Source organism: Alkalimonas cellulosilytica (assembly GCF_036325985.1).
Classification (GTDB): domain Bacteria; phylum Pseudomonadota; class Gammaproteobacteria; order Enterobacterales; family Alteromonadaceae; genus Alkalimonas; species Alkalimonas cellulosilytica.
Genome location: NZ_JAUHLI010000004.1, coordinates 28,505 through 51,932, shown reverse-complemented (window position 1 = coordinate 51,932; position 23,428 = coordinate 28,505). Strand labels below are relative to the sequence as shown.

General features: G+C 54.1%; 28 protein-coding genes. 17 read left to right on the top strand and 11 right to left on the bottom strand.

Annotation, left to right across the window (positions count from 1 at the left end; translation table 11 throughout):
* Positions 1-1,407, top strand: coding sequence for a 3-isopropylmalate dehydratase large subunit (gene leuC, locus QWY20_RS04810; RefSeq protein WP_330127903.1), 1,407 nt, complete (start codon positions 1-3; stop codon positions 1,405-1,407).
* Entirely contained in the window at positions 1,404-2,018 is a 615-nt protein-coding gene (gene leuD / locus QWY20_RS04805; RefSeq protein WP_305945180.1) for a 3-isopropylmalate dehydratase small subunit, read from the top strand. The genes leuC and leuD overlap by 4 nt, the downstream gene beginning before the upstream one ends.
* Positions 2,019-2,075: 57 nt before the next feature.
* Here leuD and QWY20_RS04800 read toward each other — a convergent pair whose 3' ends face one another.
* Positions 2,076-2,510 (bottom strand): hypothetical protein, encoded by a 435-nt coding sequence (locus QWY20_RS04800; protein WP_330127902.1) that lies wholly within the window; start codon positions 2,508-2,510, stop codon positions 2,076-2,078.
* 304 nt (positions 2,511-2,814) lie between these two features.
* On the opposite strand from QWY20_RS04800, the gene QWY20_RS04795 reads away from it, so the two are divergent.
* A complete protein-coding gene (locus QWY20_RS04795) occupies positions 2,815-3,135 on the top strand; it encodes a heavy metal-binding domain-containing protein (protein WP_330127901.1) in 321 nt (106 codons plus the stop codon).
* Positions 3,136-3,353: 218 nt separating this feature from the next.
* Here the strand turns inward: QWY20_RS04795 and QWY20_RS04790 are convergent, their stop codons facing one another.
* A complete protein-coding gene (locus tag QWY20_RS04790; protein WP_330127900.1) occupies positions 3,354-3,812 on the bottom strand; it encodes a hypothetical protein in 459 nt (152 codons plus the stop codon).
* Positions 3,813-3,861: 49 nt separating this feature from the next.
* Positions 3,862-4,623, bottom strand: coding sequence for an SDR family NAD(P)-dependent oxidoreductase (locus tag QWY20_RS04785; RefSeq protein WP_330127899.1), 762 nt, complete (start codon positions 4,621-4,623; stop codon positions 3,862-3,864).
* A 232-nt stretch (positions 4,624-4,855) separates the two neighbouring features.
* On the opposite strand from QWY20_RS04785, the gene QWY20_RS04780 reads away from it, so the two are divergent.
* On the top strand, positions 4,856-5,134 hold the full coding sequence (locus QWY20_RS04780) for a hypothetical protein (protein ID WP_330127898.1): 279 nt from the start codon (positions 4,856-4,858) through the stop codon (positions 5,132-5,134).
* A complete protein-coding gene (locus QWY20_RS04775) occupies positions 5,131-5,919 on the top strand; it encodes a TonB family protein (protein ID WP_330127897.1) in 789 nt (262 codons plus the stop codon). Before QWY20_RS04780 ends, QWY20_RS04775 begins: the two co-directional genes overlap by 4 nt.
* On the opposite strand, the gene QWY20_RS04770 is transcribed toward QWY20_RS04775, so the two are convergent.
* Both QWY20_RS04770 and QWY20_RS04765 read right to left on the bottom strand, forming a co-directional pair.
* The gene (locus QWY20_RS04770) at positions 5,909-6,319 is read right to left on the bottom strand and encodes an ACT domain-containing protein (protein ID WP_330127896.1); all 411 of its coding nucleotides are present in this window, start codon (positions 6,317-6,319) and stop codon (positions 5,909-5,911) included. The genes QWY20_RS04775 and QWY20_RS04770 overlap by 11 nt on opposite strands.
* Positions 6,320-6,367: 48 nt before the next feature.
* Positions 6,368-7,345 (bottom strand): DUF3667 domain-containing protein, encoded by a 978-nt coding sequence (locus QWY20_RS04765; RefSeq protein ID WP_330127895.1) that lies wholly within the window; start codon positions 7,343-7,345, stop codon positions 6,368-6,370.
* A 168-nt stretch (positions 7,346-7,513) separates the two neighbouring features.
* On the opposite strand from QWY20_RS04765, the gene sthA reads away from it, so the two are divergent.
* Positions 7,514-8,935, top strand: coding sequence for a Si-specific NAD(P)(+) transhydrogenase (gene sthA, locus QWY20_RS04760; RefSeq protein WP_407935397.1), 1,422 nt, complete (start codon positions 7,514-7,516; stop codon positions 8,933-8,935).
* 66 nt (positions 8,936-9,001) lie between these two features.
* Here the strand turns inward: sthA and hemE are convergent, their stop codons facing one another.
* A complete protein-coding gene (gene hemE, locus QWY20_RS04755) occupies positions 9,002-10,075 on the bottom strand; it encodes a uroporphyrinogen decarboxylase (protein WP_330127893.1) in 1,074 nt (357 codons plus the stop codon).
* A gap of 251 nt (positions 10,076-10,326) precedes the next feature.
* Positions 10,327-11,142, bottom strand: a complete 816-nt coding sequence (gene nudC / locus QWY20_RS04750; RefSeq protein WP_330127892.1) for an NAD(+) diphosphatase — start codon at positions 11,140-11,142, stop codon at positions 10,327-10,329.
* Between the two features lie 163 nt (positions 11,143-11,305).
* On the opposite strand from nudC, the gene rsd reads away from it, so the two are divergent.
* Positions 11,306-11,791: a sigma D regulator gene (gene rsd, locus QWY20_RS04745; protein WP_330127891.1), complete on the top strand. Its 486-nt coding sequence runs from the start codon at positions 11,306-11,308 to the stop codon at positions 11,789-11,791.
* A gap of 61 nt (positions 11,792-11,852) precedes the next feature.
* On the opposite strand, the gene fkpA is transcribed toward rsd, so the two are convergent.
* The gene (gene fkpA, locus QWY20_RS04740; protein ID WP_330127890.1) at positions 11,853-12,590 is read right to left on the bottom strand and encodes an FKBP-type peptidyl-prolyl cis-trans isomerase; all 738 of its coding nucleotides are present in this window, start codon (positions 12,588-12,590) and stop codon (positions 11,853-11,855) included.
* A gap of 80 nt (positions 12,591-12,670) precedes the next feature.
* On the opposite strand from fkpA, the gene QWY20_RS04735 reads away from it, so the two are divergent.
* Both QWY20_RS04735 and QWY20_RS04730 read left to right on the top strand, forming a co-directional pair.
* On the top strand, positions 12,671-13,669 hold the full coding sequence (locus QWY20_RS04735) for a WD40 repeat domain-containing protein (RefSeq protein ID WP_330127889.1): 999 nt from the start codon (positions 12,671-12,673) through the stop codon (positions 13,667-13,669).
* 46 nt (positions 13,670-13,715) lie between these two features.
* Positions 13,716-13,943, top strand: coding sequence for a SlyX family protein (locus QWY20_RS04730; RefSeq protein WP_330127888.1), 228 nt, complete (start codon positions 13,716-13,718; stop codon positions 13,941-13,943).
* Positions 13,944-13,958: 15 nt separating this feature from the next.
* Here QWY20_RS04730 and QWY20_RS04725 read toward each other — a convergent pair whose 3' ends face one another.
* The gene (locus QWY20_RS04725; RefSeq protein ID WP_330127887.1) at positions 13,959-14,165 is read right to left on the bottom strand and encodes a YheV family putative zinc ribbon protein; all 207 of its coding nucleotides are present in this window, start codon (positions 14,163-14,165) and stop codon (positions 13,959-13,961) included.
* A 142-nt stretch (positions 14,166-14,307) separates the two neighbouring features.
* Here QWY20_RS04725 and QWY20_RS04720 point away from each other — a divergent pair, with 142 nt between their 5' ends.
* The 5 genes from QWY20_RS04720 (at position 14,308) to QWY20_RS04700 (ending at position 18,022) form a co-directional block, all read left to right on the top strand.
* On the top strand, positions 14,308-16,218 hold the full coding sequence (locus tag QWY20_RS04720; protein WP_330127886.1) for an ATP-binding cassette domain-containing protein: 1,911 nt from the start codon (positions 14,308-14,310) through the stop codon (positions 16,216-16,218).
* Complete coding sequence (locus QWY20_RS04715; protein WP_330127885.1) at positions 16,211-16,663, top strand: TIGR02444 family protein; 453 nt, start codon at positions 16,211-16,213, stop codon at positions 16,661-16,663. The genes QWY20_RS04720 and QWY20_RS04715 overlap by 8 nt, the downstream gene beginning before the upstream one ends.
* 105 nt (positions 16,664-16,768) lie before the next feature.
* Entirely contained in the window at positions 16,769-16,909 is a 141-nt protein-coding gene (locus QWY20_RS04710; protein WP_330127884.1) for a DUF3149 domain-containing protein, read from the top strand.
* A 166-nt stretch (positions 16,910-17,075) separates the two neighbouring features.
* A complete protein-coding gene (locus tag QWY20_RS04705) occupies positions 17,076-17,378 on the top strand; it encodes a hypothetical protein (RefSeq protein WP_330127883.1) in 303 nt (100 codons plus the stop codon).
* Positions 17,379-17,461: 83 nt separating this feature from the next.
* The gene (locus QWY20_RS04700; RefSeq protein WP_330127882.1) at positions 17,462-18,022 is read left to right on the top strand and encodes a CBS domain-containing protein; all 561 of its coding nucleotides are present in this window, start codon (positions 17,462-17,464) and stop codon (positions 18,020-18,022) included.
* A gap of 70 nt (positions 18,023-18,092) precedes the next feature.
* On the opposite strand, the gene pmbA is transcribed toward QWY20_RS04700, so the two are convergent.
* On the bottom strand, positions 18,093-19,451 hold the full coding sequence (gene pmbA / locus QWY20_RS04695; protein WP_330127881.1) for a metalloprotease PmbA: 1,359 nt from the start codon (positions 19,449-19,451) through the stop codon (positions 18,093-18,095).
* 106 nt (positions 19,452-19,557) lie between these two features.
* Here pmbA and yjgA point away from each other — a divergent pair, with 106 nt between their 5' ends.
* From yjgA to QWY20_RS04680, 3 genes are all read left to right on the top strand, one after another.
* Positions 19,558-20,079, top strand: a complete 522-nt coding sequence (yjgA, locus tag QWY20_RS04690) for a ribosome biogenesis factor YjgA (protein WP_330127880.1) — start codon at positions 19,558-19,560, stop codon at positions 20,077-20,079.
* A 148-nt stretch (positions 20,080-20,227) separates the two neighbouring features.
* The gene (locus tag QWY20_RS04685; protein ID WP_330127879.1) at positions 20,228-20,770 is read left to right on the top strand and encodes a PH domain-containing protein; all 543 of its coding nucleotides are present in this window, start codon (positions 20,228-20,230) and stop codon (positions 20,768-20,770) included.
* A complete protein-coding gene (locus QWY20_RS04680) occupies positions 20,763-22,334 on the top strand; it encodes a PH domain-containing protein (RefSeq protein WP_330127878.1) in 1,572 nt (523 codons plus the stop codon). Before QWY20_RS04685 ends, QWY20_RS04680 begins: the two co-directional genes overlap by 8 nt.
* A gap of 72 nt (positions 22,335-22,406) precedes the next feature.
* Here the strand turns inward: QWY20_RS04680 and QWY20_RS04675 are convergent, their stop codons facing one another.
* Positions 22,407-23,402 (bottom strand): branched-chain amino acid aminotransferase, encoded by a 996-nt coding sequence (locus QWY20_RS04675; protein ID WP_330127877.1) that lies wholly within the window; start codon positions 23,400-23,402, stop codon positions 22,407-22,409.
* Positions 23,403-23,428: the final 26 nt, after the last annotated feature.

The following is a 23,428-nucleotide window of genomic DNA, read 5'->3' as shown; positions in this document are numbered from 1 at the left end:
ATGGGCCAGACCTTATACCAGAAAATTTACCAGAGCCATGTTGTCGGTCAGTTAAATGCCAGCACCGATTTGCTGTACGTCGACCGCCACCTGATCCACGAAGTGACTTCGCCACAGGCCTTTGCCGGTTTAAAGCAGGCCGGGCGGCCGGTGCGTCGGCCGGATCTGACCTTTGCCACCATGGATCACAATGTGTCGACCCAGCGTCGCAGCATGGACGCCGCTGGCGAAACCTCGCGCAAGCAACTGGAAGCCCTGGCAGAGAACTGCGATGAGCACCGCATTCCACTGCTGGATTTAACCCACCCGGATCAGGGCATTGTGCATGTGATTGGCCCGGAGCTGGGCTTAACCCAGCCTGGCATGATCATTGTTTGTGGCGACTCGCACACCTCAACCCATGGCGCTTTTGGTGCCCTGGCCTTTGGCATCGGTACCTCCGAAGTCGAGCATGTGCTGGCCACCCAAACCCTGCCACAGCAGCGCGCCAAAACGCTGAAGATTGAAATTAACGGCAGCCTGTCGGCGCATGTGACGCCAAAAGATGTGATCCTGGCGGTGATTGGTCAGCTGGGCACCGCAGGGGGCAATGGCTATGTCGCTGAGTTTTGCGGCAGTGCCATCCGCGCCATGAGCATGGAAGGCCGGATGACGCTGTGCAATATGAGCATTGAAATGGGCGCCAAAGCCGGTTTGATTGCCCCGGACGACACCACCATCGCCTATTTACAAGGCAAAGAGCACGCGCCCAAAGCCGAGCACTGGGAGGCAGCGGTCAGCTACTGGCAAAGCCTGTATTCAGACGCGGATGCTGTGTTTGATCAGGTGGTGACGCTGGATGCCAGCCAAATCAAACCACAGGTTAGCTGGGGTACCAGCCCGGAGCAGGTGATCGCCGTTGATCAGCCTATTCCATCAGCCGAGTCCTTTAGCGAAAGCAGCAAGCAGGATGCCGCCCGCCGTGCTTACGAGTACATGGGGCTGCAGCCAGGCCAGAAGCTGACCGACCTGGCGGTGGATGTGGTCTTTATTGGCTCTTGCACCAACAGCCGGATTGAAGATTTACGCGCTGCCGCCAGCCTGGTGAAAGATAAAAAGGTGGCTGCCGGCGTGCGCGCCCTGATTGTGCCTGGCTCTGGCCAGGTGAAGCGTCAGGCCGAAAGCGAAGGTCTGGCCACCATTTTCAAAGATGCCGGTTTTGAATGGCGTGAACCGGGCTGCTCGATGTGCCTGGGCATGAACGACGACCGGGTTGATGCCGGTCAGCGCTGCGCTTCGACCAGCAACCGCAACTTTGAAGGCCGTCAGGGCCGGGGCAGCCGTACCCATCTGGTCAGCCCGACCATGGCCGCCGCCGCTGCCATTGCCGGCCGTTTTGTAGACATCACCACAGGAGACTGGGCATGAATCCAAGCATCCACCCGGTATTTGCCAGCGGCCTGGTTGGCCCGCTGGATAAAAACAACGTCGATACCGATCAGATCATTCCAAAGCAGTTCTTGACCTCGGTCAGCCGCGATGGGTTTGCCGAAGCGCTGTTTTACGACTGGCGTTATCTGGCCGATGGCAGCCCGAACCCGGATTTTGTGCTGAACTTCCCACAGTATCAGGGTGCCACCATCCTGCTTAGCCGCGCCAACTTCGGCTGTGGCTCCAGCCGGGAGCATGCCCCCTGGGCCCTGCAGCAGTATGGTTTTCAGGTGATTATTGCCGAGAGCTTCGCCGATATTTTCTACAACAACTGCGCCAACAACGGCATGCTGCTGATTGCGCTGAGCAAAGGCAATATCGACAGCCTGTTCACCCGCTGCAACGAAGGGCCGCAGCAGTGGCAAATCGATTTAAAAAATCAGGAAATCCGCTTTGGCAACAATGCCGCACTCGGCTTTGAGATTGACCCGGATATCAAGCAGCGCCTGTTAAGCGGGCTGGATTTTATCGGCAGCAGCGAGCAGTTCGCGCCGCAAATTAGCGATTTTGAGCAAAGCCGCAAAACCAGCCAGCCCTGGCTGGGGTAAGCGCCTGGCATCAGTCCCGGTTCCGGGGCTGATGCAATCGCCTTTTCAGGCAGCTCCCTAGTTTAACAGCTGGATCTGAGCAGCACTGGTCACATCGATATGTGTTTGATAATAGTAGGTATTCATTAACCTGCCTTGGCAGAATAAATCTATGGTTACACGTCTGGCCGTGCCCTTAACCCGAATATCTTTGTTGATGAAAAACTCGGCTGCCGATTGACCGTGTTGCTCGGCAAGCTTTGCTGCAACTTCTGGCGAGATAGCGACAGTGATCGACCGTTGATCCCGGTAGTCCAACTGCGTATTTAAAAAAACTTTCCCACGTCGTACACCTGATGCTTTGATAGGCAGAATAAATTCACCTGTAACTCCGTCTGGTGCAACCTCCGCTGCCGCCGCAATGACTGTGCTGGTGTTGGTATACTGGGACGTTGGCAAGGTTGAGGCGCAGCCGCCAAGAAACAAGAATAATGCCGGTAACAGGTACTTCATCGGAAAAGCTCTCCTTTGCTTAATTAGGTGGTTCTGGAATGATTAAGAAACCATCATGTCTTTGAAGAGTCTCCACCAGATCCATGTTGTTTTGGGTTGGCGCATCATAATGGAAATGTGATGCACCAACAATCAGGTAACACAAAAAAATTTAATTTGTCACATAACATTAATCAAGAGCCTGGCTTTAAGCATGAATCACAAGCCCATTCATCCTTCGTTACAAAATAGAGCAAACAAGCTCCTTTAGTTTTACCCGCAGGTTCGCTACTTTAAATGCTCACTGTGCTAGCGGAGCCCTGCCATGTTATTTACCACCACCGATACCCTGCCCGGCTATCAGATCCAAACTGTGCTCGGTGTTGTCACCGGCAATGTCGTGCAATCCAAGCATGTTGGCCGCGATATTATGGCAGGCCTAAAAGGCATTGTCGGCGGAGAACTAAAAGGCTACACCGAGATGATGAGCGAAGCGCGGGACAAAGCCATTCAGCGACTGGTGGAAGAAGCCAGCAAACTGGGCGCCGATGCTGTGGTCGGTATTCGTTTTAGCACCAGCGCGATTTTGGCCGGTTCCAGCGAACTGCTGGCCTATGGTACTGCCGTCAAATTGCAGCGGGCCTGACAAGGCAAGCTGCATATAGCAGGATAAAGAACTTGAGCTCTTAGGTTGCCCCTTGCCTCTTCAGCACGTTGAGCACAACCAAACCTATTAGCCCGACAGCAAACAAAATGGCAAGCTCATACCACCAAGGCCAGCTTTCTGGTACCAGATACTTGATAGCATAAAATGTGCAGACACCTGCCAGGAATCCTTTCACGACCTTCTCTCCAATAATACGCTCATGATGCGCGACGCAACGCTGACTGTACACCTAATGCTAAAGCATAACCAATCGCAGCACCGATAATAGCTAGCAAGGTAGCATGAAATGGAATGAAAATTACAGCTAGTGAAGCAGTGGATGAAATATGATCTGGCGTATAAAGCGCATACTGCATCCCCCAGTAGCCCAGAAAGTGGATCACAAGCAAAGCAGCAAGCGCAAACCAAATAGCTGTTTTTCCTTGTGATGTAAATCGAAGCCTTGATTTTACAGCGACCAGCGCCAGTATCAGGTAAGGAATGGCCCTGAAATAAGCAGAAAATAGAAAGCTCTTCCACGTAAAGTATCTGGTTGCCGCCGTATAGCCATCACTGATGCTATATCCCCCTACTTTTATCGCCAGCAGCCAGTGCACGATGTTTTCATTGATGAAAACAAAGCCGATGATCATTAGCAGCCAGAATGACCATTTCATTCCCTTGTCCTTAGTGTACCAAACCATAGTTTTGCACTGCTGAATCCTGTTAACGCATGCCCCGATGCTGGGCGCCATCGATCGAAATGCACTCGCCATTGACCCACTGGGCACGGGGCGAAGCCAAAAATACAGCAACATCCGCAATCTCTTCGGCAGAACCAAGGCGGCCGGCCGGAATGCTGCTTTTTGCCATCTGGTAAATCTCTGGTTGATGCACTTTGAGCTGTGCCCAGATCCCTTCCGGAAACTCGGTTGAACCCGGTGCGATCGCATTCACTCTAAGCCCTTGCGCTGCATGCATCACCGCCAGTTTCTTGGCATAGGCGATCAATGCTGCTTTGGCTGCCGTGTAGCCATAATCGGGGCTCGGATCGCACTCCAAGCCAGAAATGGATGACACCAGAATGATAGAGCCCCTGCCCTGCTCCAGCAGCCAGGGGATCACTTGCTCGCAGGCATGGACAGCCGCCATCAGATCAACGGCTAAACTGGCATTCCAATCGTCAAGCCCAGGCCCCACTGCCAGTGCTGAAGCGTTATGCACCAGAATATCCACCCCACCCAAAGCTGCTCTGGCCGCGTTAAGAAAGGCCGAAAGGGCTTGCTGATCGGCCACATCGCAACTGGCTGCGTAAGCTTTCACTCCTTTTTGCAGCAGTTCACTCTCCGCTTTATGCAGCGAGGCCTCACCACGCGCACAAATGGCGACATTGGCACCCTCTGCCGCCAAACCCAGAGCAATAGCACGGCCAATACCGCGGCTGCCACCCAGCACGATGCAGTTCTTACCTGTTAATTGAAGATCCATGCTAACCATCCCGACTCAATGACCTGTCAAAGTATAGTTGAGATCAAGACAAAAGCTTTGTGTCGCGGTTTTTAGGAAAAAATTTGGGGCCAAAGCAACGTCGGCAACTTATCTAGTTAGTTACAAAGTAATGCGCTAGAGATACTTTAATTTTACCCTTCGTTTCGCTACTCTTGATGTTCAAAGAGAGACAGGAGCAATGGAATGTTATTTACCACCAGCGAGCCTGAGTATGAATAAGCTTAATGAACAGCAAGCCAAAACCGTTGCCGATGCACTACTGAGCCCACAGCAGGCAAAAATCGATGCCAAAAGGCAACGTCAGGAAAAAGCGCAACAGAAAGCCATGGCACAACGAAAGCGCATGGCATGGGCCTTGCCCTGCGTGGCTGGTGGCTTTGCAGTGGGATTGATAAAGACAGCTCCATGGTTGTCAGCCTTGTTGGCGTTGCTGGCTATCGCTGCATTATTGAAACTATGGCTTCGACCTACCATCAAGGAAGATCAATGAGTATCCGAACTGTATCAATTCCATCACTTCTGCTTACCCTAACAGCATGCAGCAGTACACCAAACCTCGAGCCCCCTACCGCCATGGATTTAACCAATGAACGCCATCGGGTAGCGCAGTACTGGCAAGTGACCCGGGCTGTTCGGCCCGAGTATCCAAAGCAAGCGGAACAACGAGAGCTCAATGGCTGCGTGCGTTTTCATCTGACCATTGATAACCATGGCCGCCCTCAGCAGATTGAACAGATTGCGTCCTTCCCGGCCGGGGTGTTCGACCATTCAGCACGGCGAGCCCTGGCAAAATTTCAGTGGCAACCTGGAGAGAAAAACCCGGCAGCGGCTCCCGTTCGGATCCCTTTTCAGATGGACTTTACTTTACAAGGGGGTGGAAGCAATGACCATGAGGCCTGGGCATTTTGTTTTATTACGGACAATGAAAATGCCACTGCCATTGAAGCACAAGCCATTGCAAGGCATTGGCTGCAACTGCTTGATCAAGGCCAGTATGAAGCCAGCTGGCAGCAGGCCGGCACTATGGTGCAACAGCAAGTCACTGCCGAACAATGGCAGCAGGCGCTTCAAGCCGCGCGCCAGCCATTAGGCGCTCTGATGAGCCGAACTTTGCACAGTCAACAAGCACACGGCAGCTTACCCGGTGCACCGGATGGCCGTTACCTGATCCTGACTCTGCAAAGCCAGTTTGAACACAAACAAGAAGCCATTGAAACCCTGACCTTGAAGTACCATCAGGGTAAGTGGCAACCGGTCGGTTATTTTATTCGCTAGCTCTGATAGCGGCCAAAGCAGCCATTGCTTCATCTGCTTTATCAGCAGGCACAAAAATATGATCGTGGTAATAAGCAGCCATCACATTGGCGCTGATACCGGCTGCTGCCAGAGCGGATGAGACTGCGGCCGTGAGGCCAACGGCCTCAAGACTGGAATGCACCGTCAGGGTGATCTGGCGAAAGCAGCCACTACACGACAAGCCCGCCGCCTCGGCCCGGGACTTTTCCAACACCAGGGTTAATCCTTCCGGTTCAGTAAAGCTTGCCAATGGCTGCAGTGCCAGATAGGTACTGACAGGCCCAGGCACAGAGCAATATACATACTCAGCCGGCTGTAGCTCTGGGTTTAATGAAGCTAACAATGCATCAAGCTCGGTAATTGCAGTATTTGCAGTCATCGCACCAACCCTCCAACGAATTGTATAAACACCAACATGCTGCGAAGCTTACATCCACAACACACTCAGCACTATCAGCGCCAGAAAAGCGCTGAGGAAAATCAGGTTGTAGATGGAACTGGTTAGCCAGAACTTCAGCAGGGTTTTGCCCCAGCTTTGCTGGTAGTAAAACTTTTGGCACAGCAACAAATACAGCGGGATCCACCACAGTAAAGCAGTTTTCAGCCAACCGACGGGACTGGCAAGCCAGGCCCAGGGGATGCTGCTTTGCAGCATGCCAAGCAGCAACACAAAGACACCCATTTGCAAAATAAAGCTGTGACTGTGCAGCGCCAGGATCAGGTGCTCCATATAAAAGCGGTTGGAGCGGATGTACATCAGCTTCAGCAATAAGGCAAACAGCGGCAGCAGCAAAAACATCATTTGCGGTGCCAGCGAAAAAAACTTATTGATCGCGAGCTTGGGGCTGGCAATCAAGGCATTAAAACGCTCATCAACCCGCTGCTGGGTTGCATCGGAAAGAAAAGGCAGTGGCAACGCATAGGGCAGCTTTTCCACGCCAACCAACTGAGTTGGCCCATTGTTAGCTGCTGTTATTTCGTCACCACGAGCCTCGGCCTCAATTTTTCGCATCAGCTCGCGCAAGGTAAGCTGGCTGCCATCCTCAATCTCGATCAAAATGCTGTCTGGATCAGTGTGAGAACTGTCTTCAATCGCCTGATGCGGTACCAACTGGGCCAGAATGAGAAAAGTGAGTACCGAGGTAAAAATATACAACCGCAGCGGCGGCACATAAGGCACCCTGTGTCCCTGCACATAGCGGCGGGTTAAAAACCCCGGTCGAAACCACAGCGGCCACAAGGTTCGCCATAAACGGCTGTCCCAGTTGCTAAACTCGCCAAAAAACTCGCTCAGCACCCCAGTCAGATTCCGAATGTAGCTCTTCTTCTCCTGACCGCAGTGATGGCAGAAGGCCCCTTGCAGGGCGGTACCACAGTTATCGCAGTGTTTTAGCAAGGTTTCCATGCTGTTTATTCTTGTTATGTAAAAAGTCCTGACCTGATTTTACGTGAGCACTGTGTTTTGGCAATAGCCCGCATAAAAGCCACCTTACCGACCTTCGTCGGCTTTTTTTCAGTGTGAAATCAGGCTATTGTTATACTAATTTTGAAACTCGCTGAGATGGAGCCGCCTGTGGCGACAAAAACCAAGCAAAAAACCCCTGCCTACGACTTTGACAGCATTATTATCGGCACCGGCCCGGGTGGTGAAGGGGCGGCGATGAGCCTGGCCAAAAGTGGCCAACGGGTCGCCGTAATTGAGCGCTATCAGTCGGTCGGTGGCGGCTGCACCCATTGGGGCACCATCCCCTCCAAAGCGCTGCGCCACTCCGTCAGCCGCTACATTGAATACAAAGAAAACCCGTTGTTTCAGCTGGATGAAAACAAAACCCATCTGACCTTTGATGAAATTCTCAAGCATGCGGCTGGCGTTATCCGCAAACAAGTGCGGCTTAGAAGCAGCTTTTACGATCGCAACCGGGTGACGATTTTTCATGCTGATGCCACCTTTGTTGGCCCACACCAGCTGGAAATCACCGAAGCCGATGGCTCCAAGCAGGTGCTAAGCGCCGCCAATATTGTCATTGCCAGCGGCTCGCGCCCTTACCGGCCAGCCTCTGTCGACTTTAATCACCCGCGCATTTACGACAGCGATACCATCTTGTCGCTGCGTGATGATCCGCGCCATGTCATTATTTATGGTGCCGGCGTGATTGGCTGCGAGTACGCCTCGATTTTCCGCGGCCTTGGGGTACGGGTCGATCTGGTCAATAACCGCGATCGCCTGCTGGCCTTTATGGACAGTGAGATTTCGGACTCGCTCAGCTACCACTTCTGGAATTCCGGTATCAATATCCGTCATGGTGAGGAATTCGACCACATCGAAGGCCGCGACGATGGCGTGGTGCTGCATTTAAAATCCGGCAAGAAAATGAAAGCCGACTGCATTCTGTTTGCCAATGGTCGCACCGGCAACACCGACAGCCTGAACCTGGCTGCGGTGGGGCTAAAAGCCGATGGCCGTGGCCAGTTGAAGGTCGACGACAACTACCAAACCGAAGTACCGCACATTTATGCGGTGGGCGATGTGATTGGCTACCCCAGCTTAGCCAGCGCGGCCTACGATCAGGGCCGTATTGTCGGTACCGCCATTGTCAAGGGCCAGTGCGAAAGCCAGCTGATTACCGATATCCCGGTGGGCATTTACACCATTCCGGAAATAAGCTCAGTCGGTAAAACCGAGCAGGAGCTGACCGCTGCCCGTATTCCCTACGAAGTAGGCCGGGCCCAGTTCAAGCACCTGGCCAGAGCCCAGATTGCCAACACCAATGCTGGCAGTTTGAAACTGCTGTTTCACCGCGAGACCAAAGAAATTTTAGGCATTCACTGCTTTGGCGAACGGGCGGCGGAAATCGTCCATATCGGTCAGGCCATTATGATGCAAAAAAATGGTGGCAATACCATTGAGTACTTTGTTCATACCACCTTCAACTACCCTACCATGGCCGAAGCCTACCGGGTGGCGGCATTGAATGGTTTGAATCGGTTGTTTTAAGGTTTTGCAGAGCCCTTAAACGCACAAAGCCTGGCAACTGCCAGGCTTTGTGCGTTTTTACCGCATTTAATCGTCGGTATTCATATGGTAGGTCGGGCTAAAGGATTGCACCGCCTCGACAAAGACACTGACCCGCTCAGGATCCACATCTGGTGTGATGCCATGGCCGAGGTTAAACACATGGCCACTGCCCTGGCCGTAGCCATCCAGAATGGTCTGCACTTCCTGGCGAATGCGCTCTGGCGTACCCAATAAAATATTCGGGTCCATATTGCCTTGCAGCGCTACCTTGTCGCCGATGCGCTTACGCGCCTGGCCGATATCCATGGTCCAATCCAGGCCCACACCATCGCAGCCAGTGGCGGCGATTTGCTCCAACCAGAGGCCACCGTTTTTGGTGAATAAGGTCACCGGTACCTTGCGGCCATCGGCTTCACGGGTTAAGCCATCGACAATCTGCTGCATGTAACTGAGCGAGTACTCTTTGTAATCGCGCGGCGTGAGCACCCCGCCCCAGGTATCGAAAATCATAATGGACTGAGCACCCGCAGCAATCTGAGCGTTCAGGTAAGAGGTGACGCTTTGCGCCAGCTTATCCAGCAGCATGTGCAGCACTTCCGGCTCGCTGTACATCATCTTTTTAATGATGCTGAAGGTCTTGCTGCTGCCACCTTCCACCATGTAGGTCGCTAAGGTCCAGGGGCTACCGGAGAAGCCAATCAGCGGTACTTCACCGTTCAGTTCGCGGCGAATGGTACGTACCGCATCCATCACATAGCGCAGCTCTTGCTCCGGATCCGGAATGGGCAGGTTCACCACATCCATAAAATCACGAATAGGCCGCTCAAACTTTGGCCCTTCGCCAGCGCCAAAATAAAGTCCTAAGCCCATGGCATCCGGAATGGTCAGAATATCGCTGAATAAAATCGCCGCATCCATCGGGTAACGGCGCAGCGGCTGCAAGGTCACCTCACAAGCCAGCTCCGGGTTTTTGCACAGCGACATAAAATCACCGGCTTGAGCCCGGGTCGCGCGGTACTCTGGCAAATAACGGCCAGCCTGGCGCATCATCCAGATGGGGGTACGGTCCACGGGTTCTTTGCACAAGGCGCGCAGGTAACGATCGTTTTTTAATTGCATGATGGGAACTGTCCTCGAAATGAATGGCGCTATCTTAACATTGCTACGGCAAGGGCTCTAGTTCCAATGCGGATCCAAATCAAACTGACCGCAGACTGAATATTACAAAAAAAGTTCAAAAAGACGCTTGTATGCAGAAAATAAATCTGCTATAAAATGAGTGCGCTAGTGAAGAATAAGAATAAAGAAGCCCGTTTACGGGACCTGTTAATCACCCGGTGTTACTAAGCGCTACGGTGATTTAAGCCACGTTAAGTGGCTTTTTTATTGCCTGCAATCCGCTGCTGCACCAGCTCAATCATTTGTCCGGATAAGGTTTGCACCGGAGGCACCTCTGGCAAAGCCGTTAAGTCAAACCAATGCGCCTCTTCAATTTCATTCGGCTGACAGCGGATATCACCGCCAACATAGCGGGCAATAAAGCCGGTCATCAACGAATGGGGAAAAGGCCAGGGTTGGCTGCCCACATACTCTAGCCTGTCGATATCGATCCCGACCTCTTCTTTAACTTCCCTGATGGCGGCTTGCTCCAGCGTTTCGGCCGACTCGACAAAACCAGCCAGAATGGAGAAAAAACCTGCTTTGTGGCGGCTGGAGCGTGCCAGCAATAACTGTTCATCCTTCACCACGCCCACCAATACACAGGGCGCGATGCGCGGATAGCAACGGTGGCCACAGCGATGACACAAAGCCGCCAGCTCCCAACTCACCAGATGCATGGCAGAACCACACTGGCCACAAAAACGATGGGTTTGGATAAAGAGTGCCACCTGTACTGCCCGGGCTGCCAATTCAAAAATCGCCTCACCAAAATGCAACAACTGCCTTGGGTTTTGCCAGTTCTCTTCATCATCCCGCCGATCATTGACCACCCAATAATACACCGGCTTACCATTCAACTGGCCTAGTGTGCCACTTTGCTCTGGCTCACCAAACAGTGGCACCAGCTCGGCCATGCTGCTAAAAAGCAAAGCATGCTGTGTTTCGGGCCAGTACAACCGCTGTTGGTTGACAATGAACCAGTAGCCCTGAGTATCGGCCTGAAGCGGTAGACTGTGACTGATCATCATTCATCCTTGTTTTAGGAACATTTAGCAACAATGGTTGGCCTGCTGCCTGACTGGGGGTATGATAAATGGTCAAAGAGTTCAGACCAATGAAAAAAGCATTGATTTTAGCAGCAGAATTCTTTTAAGTAGACTTAAGACCAGACAGGGTAAGGAGCAGGTCATGTACAGGCGGGTTCAGGCAGCACAACAAAAGTGGGGCGGCGCTTTAACCGCAATCGATCATTGGCTGGAAGAACGCCAGCAACTGATCATCAGCTACTGCAAACTGGCTGGCTTGCCACCGTTTGATGACAAACAACGCGCTAAACCCAGCCAGGAAGCGGTGCAGGAATTTTGCCAGATCCTGATGGATTATCTGTCGGCCGGTCATTTTGAAGTCTATGAGCAAATCGTGTCGGAATGCGCCATCAATGGCACCGACAGTCGGCAATTAGCCAATCGCTTGTATCCGAAAATCGCTGTTTCTACCGACTTAGCACTGGATTTCAATGATAAATACGCAGAGCACTTCAGCACCCGCCAAAGTGGCGCTTTTGATCTGGAGTTATCCGATCTGGGGCAAGCACTGGAAGAGCGCTTTGAGCTGGAAGATGAGCTAATCCACACCTTGCATCACAAACACAGTGATCGGCAAACGACCGCCTGAGACCACTGCAGTACAGCAAAAGGGCAGCTGATGGCTGCCCTTTTTCATGCTGAGTTGGCTGTTACTCGCCGGCTTTTTTGACATCCAGCAGCTCAACTTCAAACACCAGTACGCTGTTTGGTGGGATCACGCCCATGTCACGCTCACCGTACGCCAGTTCAGATGGAATGGTGAAACGGAACTTAGAGCCCACATTCATCAGTTGTACGCCTTCGGTCCAACCCGGAATCACCCGGTTTAATGGGAATTCGATCGGCTCACCTCGCTCGTGCGAGCTGTCAAATACGGTGCCATCGATCAGAGCGCCCTGATAGTGCACCTTCACGGTATCCGCCGCCGCTGGTTTCGCCCCGTCGCCTTGCTCCAGCACTTCGTACTGCAAGCCAGACTCGGTGACCTGCACGCCATCTTTGCTGGCATTGTCTGCCAGATAACGCTGGCCAACCGCTTTAGCTTCTGCTGCCGCAGCCTGAGCCTGCTGTTCCTGCTTTTCCCGGAAGCTTTGATCCAGGGCCGTCAAATGCTGCTGGATGTCTTCCTCAGTGACAATCGCTTTGCCCGCGATAGCATCTTTCATGCCCCGCACGATCAGATCGGCATCCAGCTCAATGCCCATGGCCTGATGCTCAGCGACCGCATTTTCAATGTAGTAGCCAGCAGACACACCAAAGCTGTACGATTGTTTCTGGGTATCGGTCGTCAGTGTCACCGGGCCTTCATCGGAAACGGAAGCAGGCTGACAAGCAGCCAGAGTAAGAACAGATGCAGCCACCAGGCTGAGTTTGGTTGTTACACGCATTATTTTCTCCAAATCGGGCAGCCTAAGCTGCGCACTGTGTTATGATTTTAATCATCCACCTATACTAACGGTTTGTGGAGATGAGGTTAAGCCATCACAGCAAATATCTGCCAATTTTCCTGCTTTCACTGTTAACGGCAGCCTGCAGCCGGGTAGAAACCACGCCAGTGCAGCAATGGAAACACGCTGCACAGGCTACCTATGCAGCAGCTATCTCCAGCGATGGTCGTTATGCGGTGCAATCGTCGGTGCAACATGGCATCACCATTTGGGATACCGAACGCCAGGGCCTGATGTATCAGTGGAATCATCGCGATGCCGATGAAAACATTGTGTTTGCACTGGCGATAAGCCCGAACAACAGCCATGTGCTGAGCGCCGACCGCACCAACTTTGCTTTGTGGCGCATTGCCGATGGCGAAAATGTCGGGTTTTGGCAACTGGATGAGTCTTCAGTGCGCGATATTGCTGTGTCGCACAATGCGGAGCACCTGCTTATTGGTAAAGGCAATGGCGGTGTGCAGCACATTACCTTTGCCAGCGGCCGGCGGTTGGAGTTTTTAGGCCACAGCGAGCGCATCAACAGTGTCGACTTGTCACCTAATGGGCGCTTTGCCCTGACCGGTGGCAATGATTACATGGCCTATTTATGGAATACCGAAACCGCCCAGATCATTCACAGCTTTCCACACCCAAGCCGGGTCACCAAGGTTGCCCTGGACCCGCAAGGCCGTTTTGCCTTTACCGCCGATAGCCAAAACACCGCACAAATCTGGGATATCCAGACCGGTCAGCTGGTCAGCCGGCTGCAATTTACCGCCCGCCAGCAAATTTTCAGTGCAGTGCGCTTTAGTGACGATGGCCGCTGGTTGGCCACTGGTGCCCCCAGCCGCAATCTAGCCTTATGGGATGTGCAAACGGGCCGGGAGCTGCAGCGCTGGCGGGTGTCACCGCGAGTTGGCAGTCGTCCACCCAGCGCCGCGGTGCATGCCGTGGCGTTTTTTGGCCAGGATCAATTGCTCAGCGAAAGCTCCAGTGGTTTGGCTGAAGTGTGGCAGATCCAACTGGACAGCCCTTGATAGTATTGCTTAGACTTGCGCCCCTAAACCCAAGACGAGTATGACCATGAGCAGCACAGAACCAGACGAGCTGGAACTTCATATTATCGAGCTGGAAAGTAAGATTGCCTTTCAGGATGATGCCATGCAGCATCTGAGCAAAGAGTTGCTGGAGCACCAGAAGCAAATTAAGGTACTGCAGCAGCAGGTGCTGCTGCTGGCGAAGCAATTGCAGCGGCAGGATCAGGATGAAATGATGCCACAGGATCAGGAACCACCACCGCCGCATTATTGATGCGGCATTAGCCGGTTATTCCGGTTTAAACACCCCGATCAGCTGCTCACTGGCACGCGCCGCTTTGCTTACCTCGGCATCCGGCTGCGTCATCTGGTAGCCGCACTGCACGCATTCCACCTTTTCTACATTGTGCTCTAAAAACAGCATCATGCTGTCCATGGCATGGCATTTGGGACAGGCTGCGCCGGCGATAAAGCGCTTTTTCTTGCGGGTATTCATAAAAATCTCGATCAGTGAACTCTGCCCATTATACATCAGTGACCACTGAAATGATCAGTAGTCTCACCCACTGTACTCGCTGAGCAGCCTCTTCTTCGGGTATACTGCCTGCTTTGTGCCAGCCCGCAACCGAGATGCTTTCATGATCCAACTGCAACACCTTGAACTACGCCGTGGCAGCAAAGCCCTGTTCAGCGATGCCAACCTGACCATCTTCCCTGGCCAGAAAATCGGCATTATTGGTGCCAATGGCTGCGGTAAGTCCTCCTTGTTTGCCTGCTTTTTGGGCCAGCTGGCACCCGATGCCGGAGAGCTGAGCATTCCGGCCAGCTGGGCCATATCGACGGTGGCGCAGGAAACGCCGGCATTGGACTGCCCGGCGATGGATTATGTGTTGCAGGGCGATGAAGTGCTCTACCCTTTGTTGCAGTTATTGAAACAAGGCGGTGACGGTGAGCAGCTGGCCAAAGCGCACCAGCAGATTGAACAACTGGGTGGCTACAGCGCCGAAGCCAAAGCCGGCATTCTGCTGGCAGGCCTGGGCTTTGATGGCACCATGCAGCAACAGGCGGTGAAATCCTTTTCCGGTGGCTGGCGCATGCGGCTCAATCTGGCTAAGGCGTTGATGAAACCCTCGCAGCTGTTGCTGCTGGATGAGCCCACCAACCACCTGGATTTGGATGCCGTGCTCTGGCTGGAAAAATACCTGCAAAGCTACGATGGCACCTTATTGCTGATCAGTCACGACCGCGACTTTCTGGATGCCGTCACTGACAGCATTATTCACATTGAACGCCAACAAGTGCAACTGTACAAGGGCAATTACAGCCAGTTTGAGCGCCAACGCGCCGAGCGGCTGGCTCAGCAGCAATCCATGTTCGAGAAACAGCAGCAGCAAGTGGCGCATTTGCAGCAGTTTATCGACCGCTTTAAAGCCAAAGCCTCGAAGGCCAAGCAAGCACAAAGCCGGGTGAAAGCCTTAGAGCGCATGACGATGCTGGCACCGGCCCATGTCGACTCGCCCTTCAGCTTTGCCTTTCGACCACCCAAGGCTTTGCCAAACCCATTGCTGAAGCTGGAAAAAGTGCAGCTGGGCTATGGCAATCACACCATTTTGCACAACATCAATTTTCAGTTGCTGCCAGGCAGCCGCATTGGCTTATTGGGCCGTAACGGCGCCGGTAAATCGACGCTGATCAAACACCTGGCAGGCAATCTGCCGGCCCAGGCCGGTGAACTCTGGACCGCCAGCGGCATCAGTCTGGGTTATTTTGCCCAGCATCAACTGGAAACGCTGCGCCCAAGCGACTCAGCCCTGCTGCAATTGCAACGACTAGACCCAGCGGCCAGCGAGCAAAGCCTGCGTGATTTTCTGGGTGGCTTTGGTTTTCATGGTGATAAGGCGCTGGAGCCCTGTGCACCATTTTCCGGTGGTGAAAAAGCCCGGCTGGTATTGGCTTTGCTGGTGTACCAACGCCCCAACTTACTGCTGCTGGATGAGCCAACCAACCACCTGGATCTGGATATGCGCGAAGCCATCGTGATGGCATTGCAGGACTTTGAAGGCGCCATCGTGGTGGTGTCGCACGATCGCCACTTGCTGACCAGCACCACCGATGAGTTTTATCTGGTGGCCGATGGCAAGGTAGCCCCTTTTGCCGGAGATTTGCAGGATTACTACCAATGGCTGCAGCAAGACAGCCGCAAACAAAGCAGCCAGGCCGCATCAACCTCGGCCAAAAGCGACAGTGCCAACCAGCGCAAAGATCAAAAGCGCCTCGAAGCCGAACTGCGTAATTTGCTTAGGCCTCTGAAGAAAAAACTGGAGCAGGCCGAGACCCAACAAGAGCAGTTAACGGCCCGACTGACTGAGCTGGAGCAACTACTGGCAGAGCCAGAACTGTACGAAGCTACGCGTAAAGCTGAGCTGACCGAACGACTGGCCGAACAGGCCAATGCCAGCAAAACCCTGGCTCAGGTGGAAGAAGACTGGTTCTTGCTGCAGGATGAGCTGGAGCAAACCGAACAGGCGTTCTGGCAGCAACATGGTTAAGCTACCAAGCAGCGAACAGTTTTGGCAGTTTTGCCTTGAGCACTATCCAGGCCTGCAACAGCCTTTACTGAGATTACAGGATGATGTAGGTGCCAATGTCAATGTACTGCTGCTGTTGCTTTATGCAGAGCAACATCGCTGGCACTGGTCTGCAACAGAGATAACCCGGCTGCACCAGGCGGTACAGCCTGTCCATCAGCAGGTCACCCTGCCGATTCGCCAATTACGCCGCCAGTTAAGTGAGCAACCAACCATCAAAGTCGCCCTGCTGCAAGCCGAGCTGGCCGCAGAGCAACTGGAGCAGCAAGCTCTACTCGCGGCCTTGCCAGAACCCACAGCCGGTAAAGCTGCCGATTTGATCCGTGACTATCTGACGCAGCTGGCCCCGTCAACTGAGCGCTGGCAGCAGACATTATTTGATCTGCGTCAAAGCCAGGCTCGCTAACCACAGCTTGGCTGTCACAGCCACCGCAAAGCTTGATCCAGGTCAGTTTTTATCCAACCACTTGCTTCTACACTGAGTGCAGTTATCAGACAGGAGGAGCATCCCATGAACCTGTGGCAAGAATTTATATCCGATCCGGTGATCTTTATTTCCTTTACTGGCCTCGCCATTGTGATTGGCCTCTGCATCTTTTATGCGGTGTACTTTCTGTACAAAATTGACCACGACGAACAGGCAACGAAGTAAGCAACCACCACCAGAGCCGCAGGCCACAGCTTGCGGCTTACAGCTTTAAGGTGCAGCGCCAGTTGCCAGTTAGCACAAACCGCTGCTTTTTTTAAGAGTTCCTCTTGCATTTTCCCGAGCCTGGCGCCATCTTAGGACTTGTCATTCGCTTTTTTGTGGAACCTTGATGCAGCTGTTCCGTTCACTCTGGTTGTTGTTGCTGGTCACTGGCTTTAGCCAGTCGCAGCCTTATGCCAGTAGCGAAGCCTCGGTCCTGCCGCAGCAGGACAGCATTGCTGCGCTACTGCAACACAGCAGCGATTGGGTACAGCATACAGAGTCGCCGGATGACCATGATGCGACCACCACAAGTACCCAGCCACAGCAACTAGCCAGCCTTCACCGGATAGCTACCCCGACCACTACCGCTGAACCGGTCGCAGTTCGCAATGCCAATCCTGCCCGAGCCCCACCGGTTTTATCCTGCTAACACAACAGTCATTTTTTTGCTCCGACCTTGGAGCCTAACTGCTTTGTTGCATCAGCCTATCCGGCTGCTGCGGAGGATTGACCATGAAACACCTGACCCTTTACCCACTGGATGCCTTTGATCATCTGGTGCAACCCAATGAATGCCATCAGCAAGAGCTTGGCACTGCCGCTATCCAGTGGCTGACCGACTTTCAGCAGCACCAGCCAAGTTTGCTGGAAGCCGAAACCCTGGCCACCGAAGCATTGATGATGCTGGAGCGTGAACACAGCACACTCAAGCTGGTGGTGGATACCGATGAAGAGTTGGTTGGGCTGATTAGCCCACAGCAATTATCGGCGCAAAGCATTATGCGCCGGGTGGTGATGGGCGAAGCCCGCGATGAAATCACCGTGCGGGATCTGATGCTGCCACGCAGCCGGTTAAAAGCGCTGGCCTACCAGGACTTACTGCACAGCAAGATAGGCGATGTGCTGAGTACCTTACAGCGCGAAGGCGAGGCTTTCTGTTTGGTACTGGATCGCGACAACCATCAGATCCGTGGTGTGCTGAGCAGTGAAGCCATCGCCAAGCGCTTGCAGCTGCCACTGAAAGTCACGCCAGCGCCGACCTTTTTGCAGTTGTTTGACTCGGTACTGGCCTGAGCTGTCAGCAGCTAGCGGGATAGCCAGCAGCAGGCCCGCTCACGCGGGCCTGTGTTTCGCAGAGTCACGGTTAATGACCAGCCAGCTGCATTGACTCTATCAACACCGAACCGGTTTGCACGCCGCCGCGTACATCCACATCCTTACCGATGGCGACAATGCGCTGAAACATCTCGTTCAGATTACCGGCAATGGTCACTTCAGCTACCGGGAACTGAATTTCACCGTTTTCGACCCAGAAACCTGCAGCACCGCGTGAGTAATCGCCGGTAACGGTATTCACTCCCTGGCCCATCAGTTCGGTCACCAGCAGGCCACGTCCCATTTGCTGACAAAGGGCGGCTAAATCCTGCTCGCCATGCTGCACCAGCCAGTTATGAATGCCGCCGGCATGGCCGGTACTGGCCAAGCCCAGTTTGCGGGCCGAGTAACTGGTCAGCAACCAGCTGGACAGTACGCCCTGCTCAATCACGGCTAAATCACGGGTTTTCACCCCTTCCGCATCAAAAGGACTGGAGGCCAGCCCCTGCCGCAGATGAGGCCGCTCGATGATGTTCAGATGCTCTGGGAAAATACGCTGGCCTAACTTATCCAGCAAGAAGCTGGACTGACGGTAGATGCTGCCACCGCTGATGGCACTGACCAGATGGCCAAACAAGCTGCTGGCGATATCCGCGCGGAAAATCACTGGTACCTTCTCGGTAGGCACCTGGCGCGCATCCAGCCGGGCAACGGTTTCCTCGGCAGCTTCACGACCAACCTGCTCCGGGCTGAGCAATTTGGCAAAGTCGCGGTGCACGCTGTAGCTGTAATCGCGCTGCATGTCCTGCTCGGTTTTACCGATCATCACACAGCTGATGCTATGCCGGCTGCTGGGATACCCCACCAACTGGCCATGGCTGTTGCCATAGACCTTGATGCCCTGATGCGATGAAAACGACGCTCCTTCGGAATTGACAATACGGCTGTCGTAATCAAAAGCGGCCTGCTCGGCACGGGCGCAACTGGCAATCGCCTCAGTGGTATCCACCTGGTGCGGGTGAAACAAATCCAGCTCTGGCGGGTTAAACTCCAGCCAGGCAGCTTCGGCTACGCCGGCACATGGGTCTTCGGAGGTATAGCGGGCGATATCGACCGCAGCTTCGACCGCACGCTTCAGGGCTTGCGGGCTGAGATCAGCGGTAGACGCCGAACCTTTGCGCTGACCAAAGTACAAACTGATGCCAAGGCCACCATCCTGATTAAACTCCAGTGTTTCCACCTCGCCATGGCGCGTTTCGACACTCAGACCACGGGTGCGGCTCATCGACGCCTCAGCGCTGCTGGCGCCCAGCTGTTTGGCATGCGCCAGCACCTGGCTGACCGCTTCTTTGACTTCCGCAATTTCCTGCTGGATATCTTGCTGTATGTGCTGCTGTGATGCTTGCATAGCCCCTCGTTATTGCAATAAAGAGCTCGCTCGTTGCAAGGCGCTGCTCTTTCCCACCGCGATACGTTATAATGATGGCATATAGTGTACTCAGATAAGTGACAAGATGACAGAATTTCTCCACGGCGACTGGGATGAAGACGAAGAGCTGAAGAGCAAAAGCCAGGTAAAGCGCGAAATGGAAGCCTTGCAGAAGCTGGGTGAAGAGCTGGTGGCGCTGGCACCGGCCTCCCGTGCCAAAGTACCGATGGACGACGAATTGAAAGATGCCTTGCTGCTGGCCGACAAGCTATCGAGCAAGCGCGAAGCCCTGCGTCGCCATATCCAGTTTATTGGCCGTTTAATGCGCAGCCGGGATATCGAACCGATTGAGCAGGCGCTGGCGCTGATCCGCAATACCAACCAGGCGGCTACCCGCAAGTTTCATCTGGTGGAACAATGGCGCGATCGCCTGCTGGCAGAAAAAGATGCCGTCACCGCCTTTGTTGCCGAGTACCCGGAGGTGGACGTGCAGCAGCTGCGTCAGCTGATCCGTCAGGCGCAAAAAGAGCAGCAGAAACAGCAGCCGCCAAAAGCCTTTCGTGAATTGTTTCAGCTGATCCGCCCTTACATCACCACCGAGCAGTGAGCTCCTGTTCTGCCGCCACCAGCATTGCGCTGCTCGGATAGCCATGCTGGCGGTGCTGCGGATGCCCCTGAGCCGTAAAAGCCCATAGGCGCTGGCCATAAAATCAGTTACCATTCTGCTTACAGTTGGTGATCAAGAACACAGCCCTATGGAAACCGTGCCCTTTCACAATAGCTCTGTTGCCCCTAATCAGTTACCCGCTCTGGAGCAGCTGGACTGGCAGCCGTTATCGCCCCGCTACAGCCGTTTAAACCTGTGGCTGAACAGCGCAACCAGCCTGTTGCTGCTTCTACTAACCCTGGCCTTCTGGTTGCAACCGTTCTGGCAGCCAAGTGAGCACAACCAACAAATCCTGCTGGCTTTTGCCGGCTTGCTGATTGCCGGCAGCTTGTGGGTCACCTTGTATTGTTTTCTGGCCTTTCCTCGCAAGCGTTATGCCCTGCGTGAACACGATTTGAGTTTTCACAGCGGGCTTTGGTTTGAGAAAAGTGTCACTCAGCCGATTTTGCGCATTCAGCACATTGAACTAAAGCGCGGTCCGATTGAACGCCGGGCCGGGCTGGCGACCTTGCAGGTGTTCAGTGCTGGCGGCGCCCTGCATACGTTTGAAATCCCGGGCTTACCTGTGGCGGATGCAAAGAAAATCCGCCAGTTTATTCTGCAGCACAAGAGTAGTCGTCAGCATGACTGAGCAACCTGTTAGCAGCCAGGCTGAAGCAACCGAGCTGCAGACCCTGCGGCAATGGCAGCGGGTGTCACCGATTGCGCTGCTGTACTTTTGTTTACGTCTTATCAAGGCCGTGTTTGGCAATATGGCTTATCTGGCCCCGACCTTGCTGGTGTTTTATCAGGGCATCAAACGCCACCCGGGCTATTTTGCGCTGGCACTGCTGGCGGTTGGTGCTCTGTTGCTGGTTATCGCTTTGCTGCGTTATCTGGCCTTTCGCTTTCGTGTCACCGGCGATACGGTGGAAATCCGCTCTGGCGTGCTGCGTAAAAAGCAGCTGAACTTACCCTTTAGCCGCATCCAGAATGTACGGCTGCAGCAACCGCTGTATTACCGACCCACCGGGCATCTGTGTTTGCAACTGGATACCGCAGGCTCCAACCAGCAGGAGGCCCAGCTCGCCGCCTTGCCCAAAGCACTGGCCACCGAGTTGCAACAAGCCATTTATGCTGTGCAGCAGCAAAACCCACAGCAAACTGCTGATCCGGAGCAGCCGGTGCAGCCAGAGACCGTCAAAACCACCAGTGATGAACGCCTGCTCTGCCAGCGCTCGGTCAGCGATCTGGTGCTTTATGGCATCAGCAACAACCGGGTGATGCTGGCCCTGGGCCTGGCGGCTCCATTTTACAACCAGTTGACCATGATACTTGGTGATCTGTTTCAACGGCTGGGGCTGGACATTAGTCACTGGTTTAACCCCGAGCAGCAGTCCTGGTTCTGGCTTGGACTGGCCGTACTGGCCTTGACCATGCTGATTATGCTGCTGATCACCTTGTTTTCCATTGCCGCCTCAGTGCTCAGCTATTATCAGTTCACCCTGGTACGCAGCGAGGATCGTTATATCCGCCGCAGCGGCCTGCTGACCCGGCATGAAATCAGCATGAAACCTTCCCGTTTGCAGTGGATCAGGCTGCAGCAGGACTGGCTGGATAAAGTCTTTGGCCGCTGCAACCTGCGTTACGAGCAAGTGCAGGCACCAATGAGCGCCGCTCAGAGCCATGCCGAGCATGGCAAAATCATGGTACCTGCCCTGTATCCACGCGAGGCACAGCAGCTGCTAAGCGAAGCCTACCCGGATCAGCAACTGCCTAAGATAAACTTTCGGCCGGTAAACTGGCGCTTTGTGTTACCGAGCCTGCTGCTGTTCTGGCTGCCTGCGCTTGGCATCAGCCAGTGGGCGCTGCGGCCGGACGATGCACTGCTGGCCAATCTGCTGTTACCACTCTTTGCGCTGCTGCTGGCACTCCTGCTGCTGCGCTGGCGCCGCTTTGGTTATGCCACCGACGAGCACTACCTGTACCTGCGCCGCGGCGTCATCGGGGTGGATTATTTCTGCGTGCCCCTGTACAAATTGCAGCAAGTCGCCCGCCAGCAACACTGGCTGATGCGCCGCGCCAGGCTGCGCCATCTGCAGTTGGTGTTTGCCTCCGGCAGCCTGAGCATTCCTTACATGCCGGCAGAGGATGCCGAACAGATCGCCAATGACGCCCTGTATCAGGCGCAAAGCAGTAATAAAGGCTGGATGTAACCCTTGGCTGGATCAGTGTTCTATAATGACAAAGGCCCGAGAACGGGCCTTTTGTTAGTGCAGTAGGCTGGTTTAGACTTTACGCAGCCAGCCGTGCTTGTCTTCGGCTTTGCCCCATTGAATGGCATTCAGCGCCTGGCGCAGCTTCATGGTGATCGGGCCAGCTTCGCCGCTGCCAACCTGGTGCTCCTGAGTCCCACGGATCAAGGTACCCACCGGGGTCAGCACGGCTGCTGTGCCAGACAGCGCAGCTTCGGCGCCAGGCTTGGCTGCACGTTCCAGCAGCTCTTCTACCGTTAGTTCGCGCTCTGAGACTGTCATGCCCAGATCACGTGCCAGCGTTAAAATAGAATCGCGGGTGACTCCGTGCAAGAAGCTGGTATCCAGCGCCTTAGTAATGATTTCATTGCCGTCAATCAGCAGGAAGTTGGCAGCACCGGTTTCCTGAACATCGCCGCCTGGGCAGAACAGCACCTGATCGGCCTGCACACTGGCGCGGGCTTTTAAAATCGGCTGCAGCGCGCTGGCGTAGTTGCCACCGCTTTTGACCATGCCCATATGGGCCGCACAGCGGGCACCATTTTCTTCCAGCAACAAACGCAGTGGCTTGGCACCACCGGCAAAGTAATCACCGACCGGTGACAGCAGCACATACAGCAGCGATGACGATGTTGGTGCCGCCGCTTTGCCGATGGCCGCTTCGGTACCAATATGCGTAGGCCGGATGTACATGGATCCCGGCGGGGCCGGTACTTCGGCAGCAAAACGCTGCACGATGTCGATGATCATCTGCTCCAGCATCGGCGCCTCAAAGGCTGGTAAAGACAGCAACTGACTGCTTTGTTGCATCCGGGCCACGTTGCGATCCATCCGGAACAGATGGATGGAGCCATCGTCATGCCGGAAGGCTTTTAAACCTTCAAAGCAGGTGCTGGCGTAATGCAGCACATGCGCGCCCGGATGCAGACTGATGCTGTTGGATGAGGCGATCTCTGCACTGCTCCAGGCGCCGTCACTGAAGCGGGCCATTGCCATTTCTGGCATAAAAACGGTACCAAATGCTGCCATAACTTCTTCCTGTAAGGTTCGGGGTC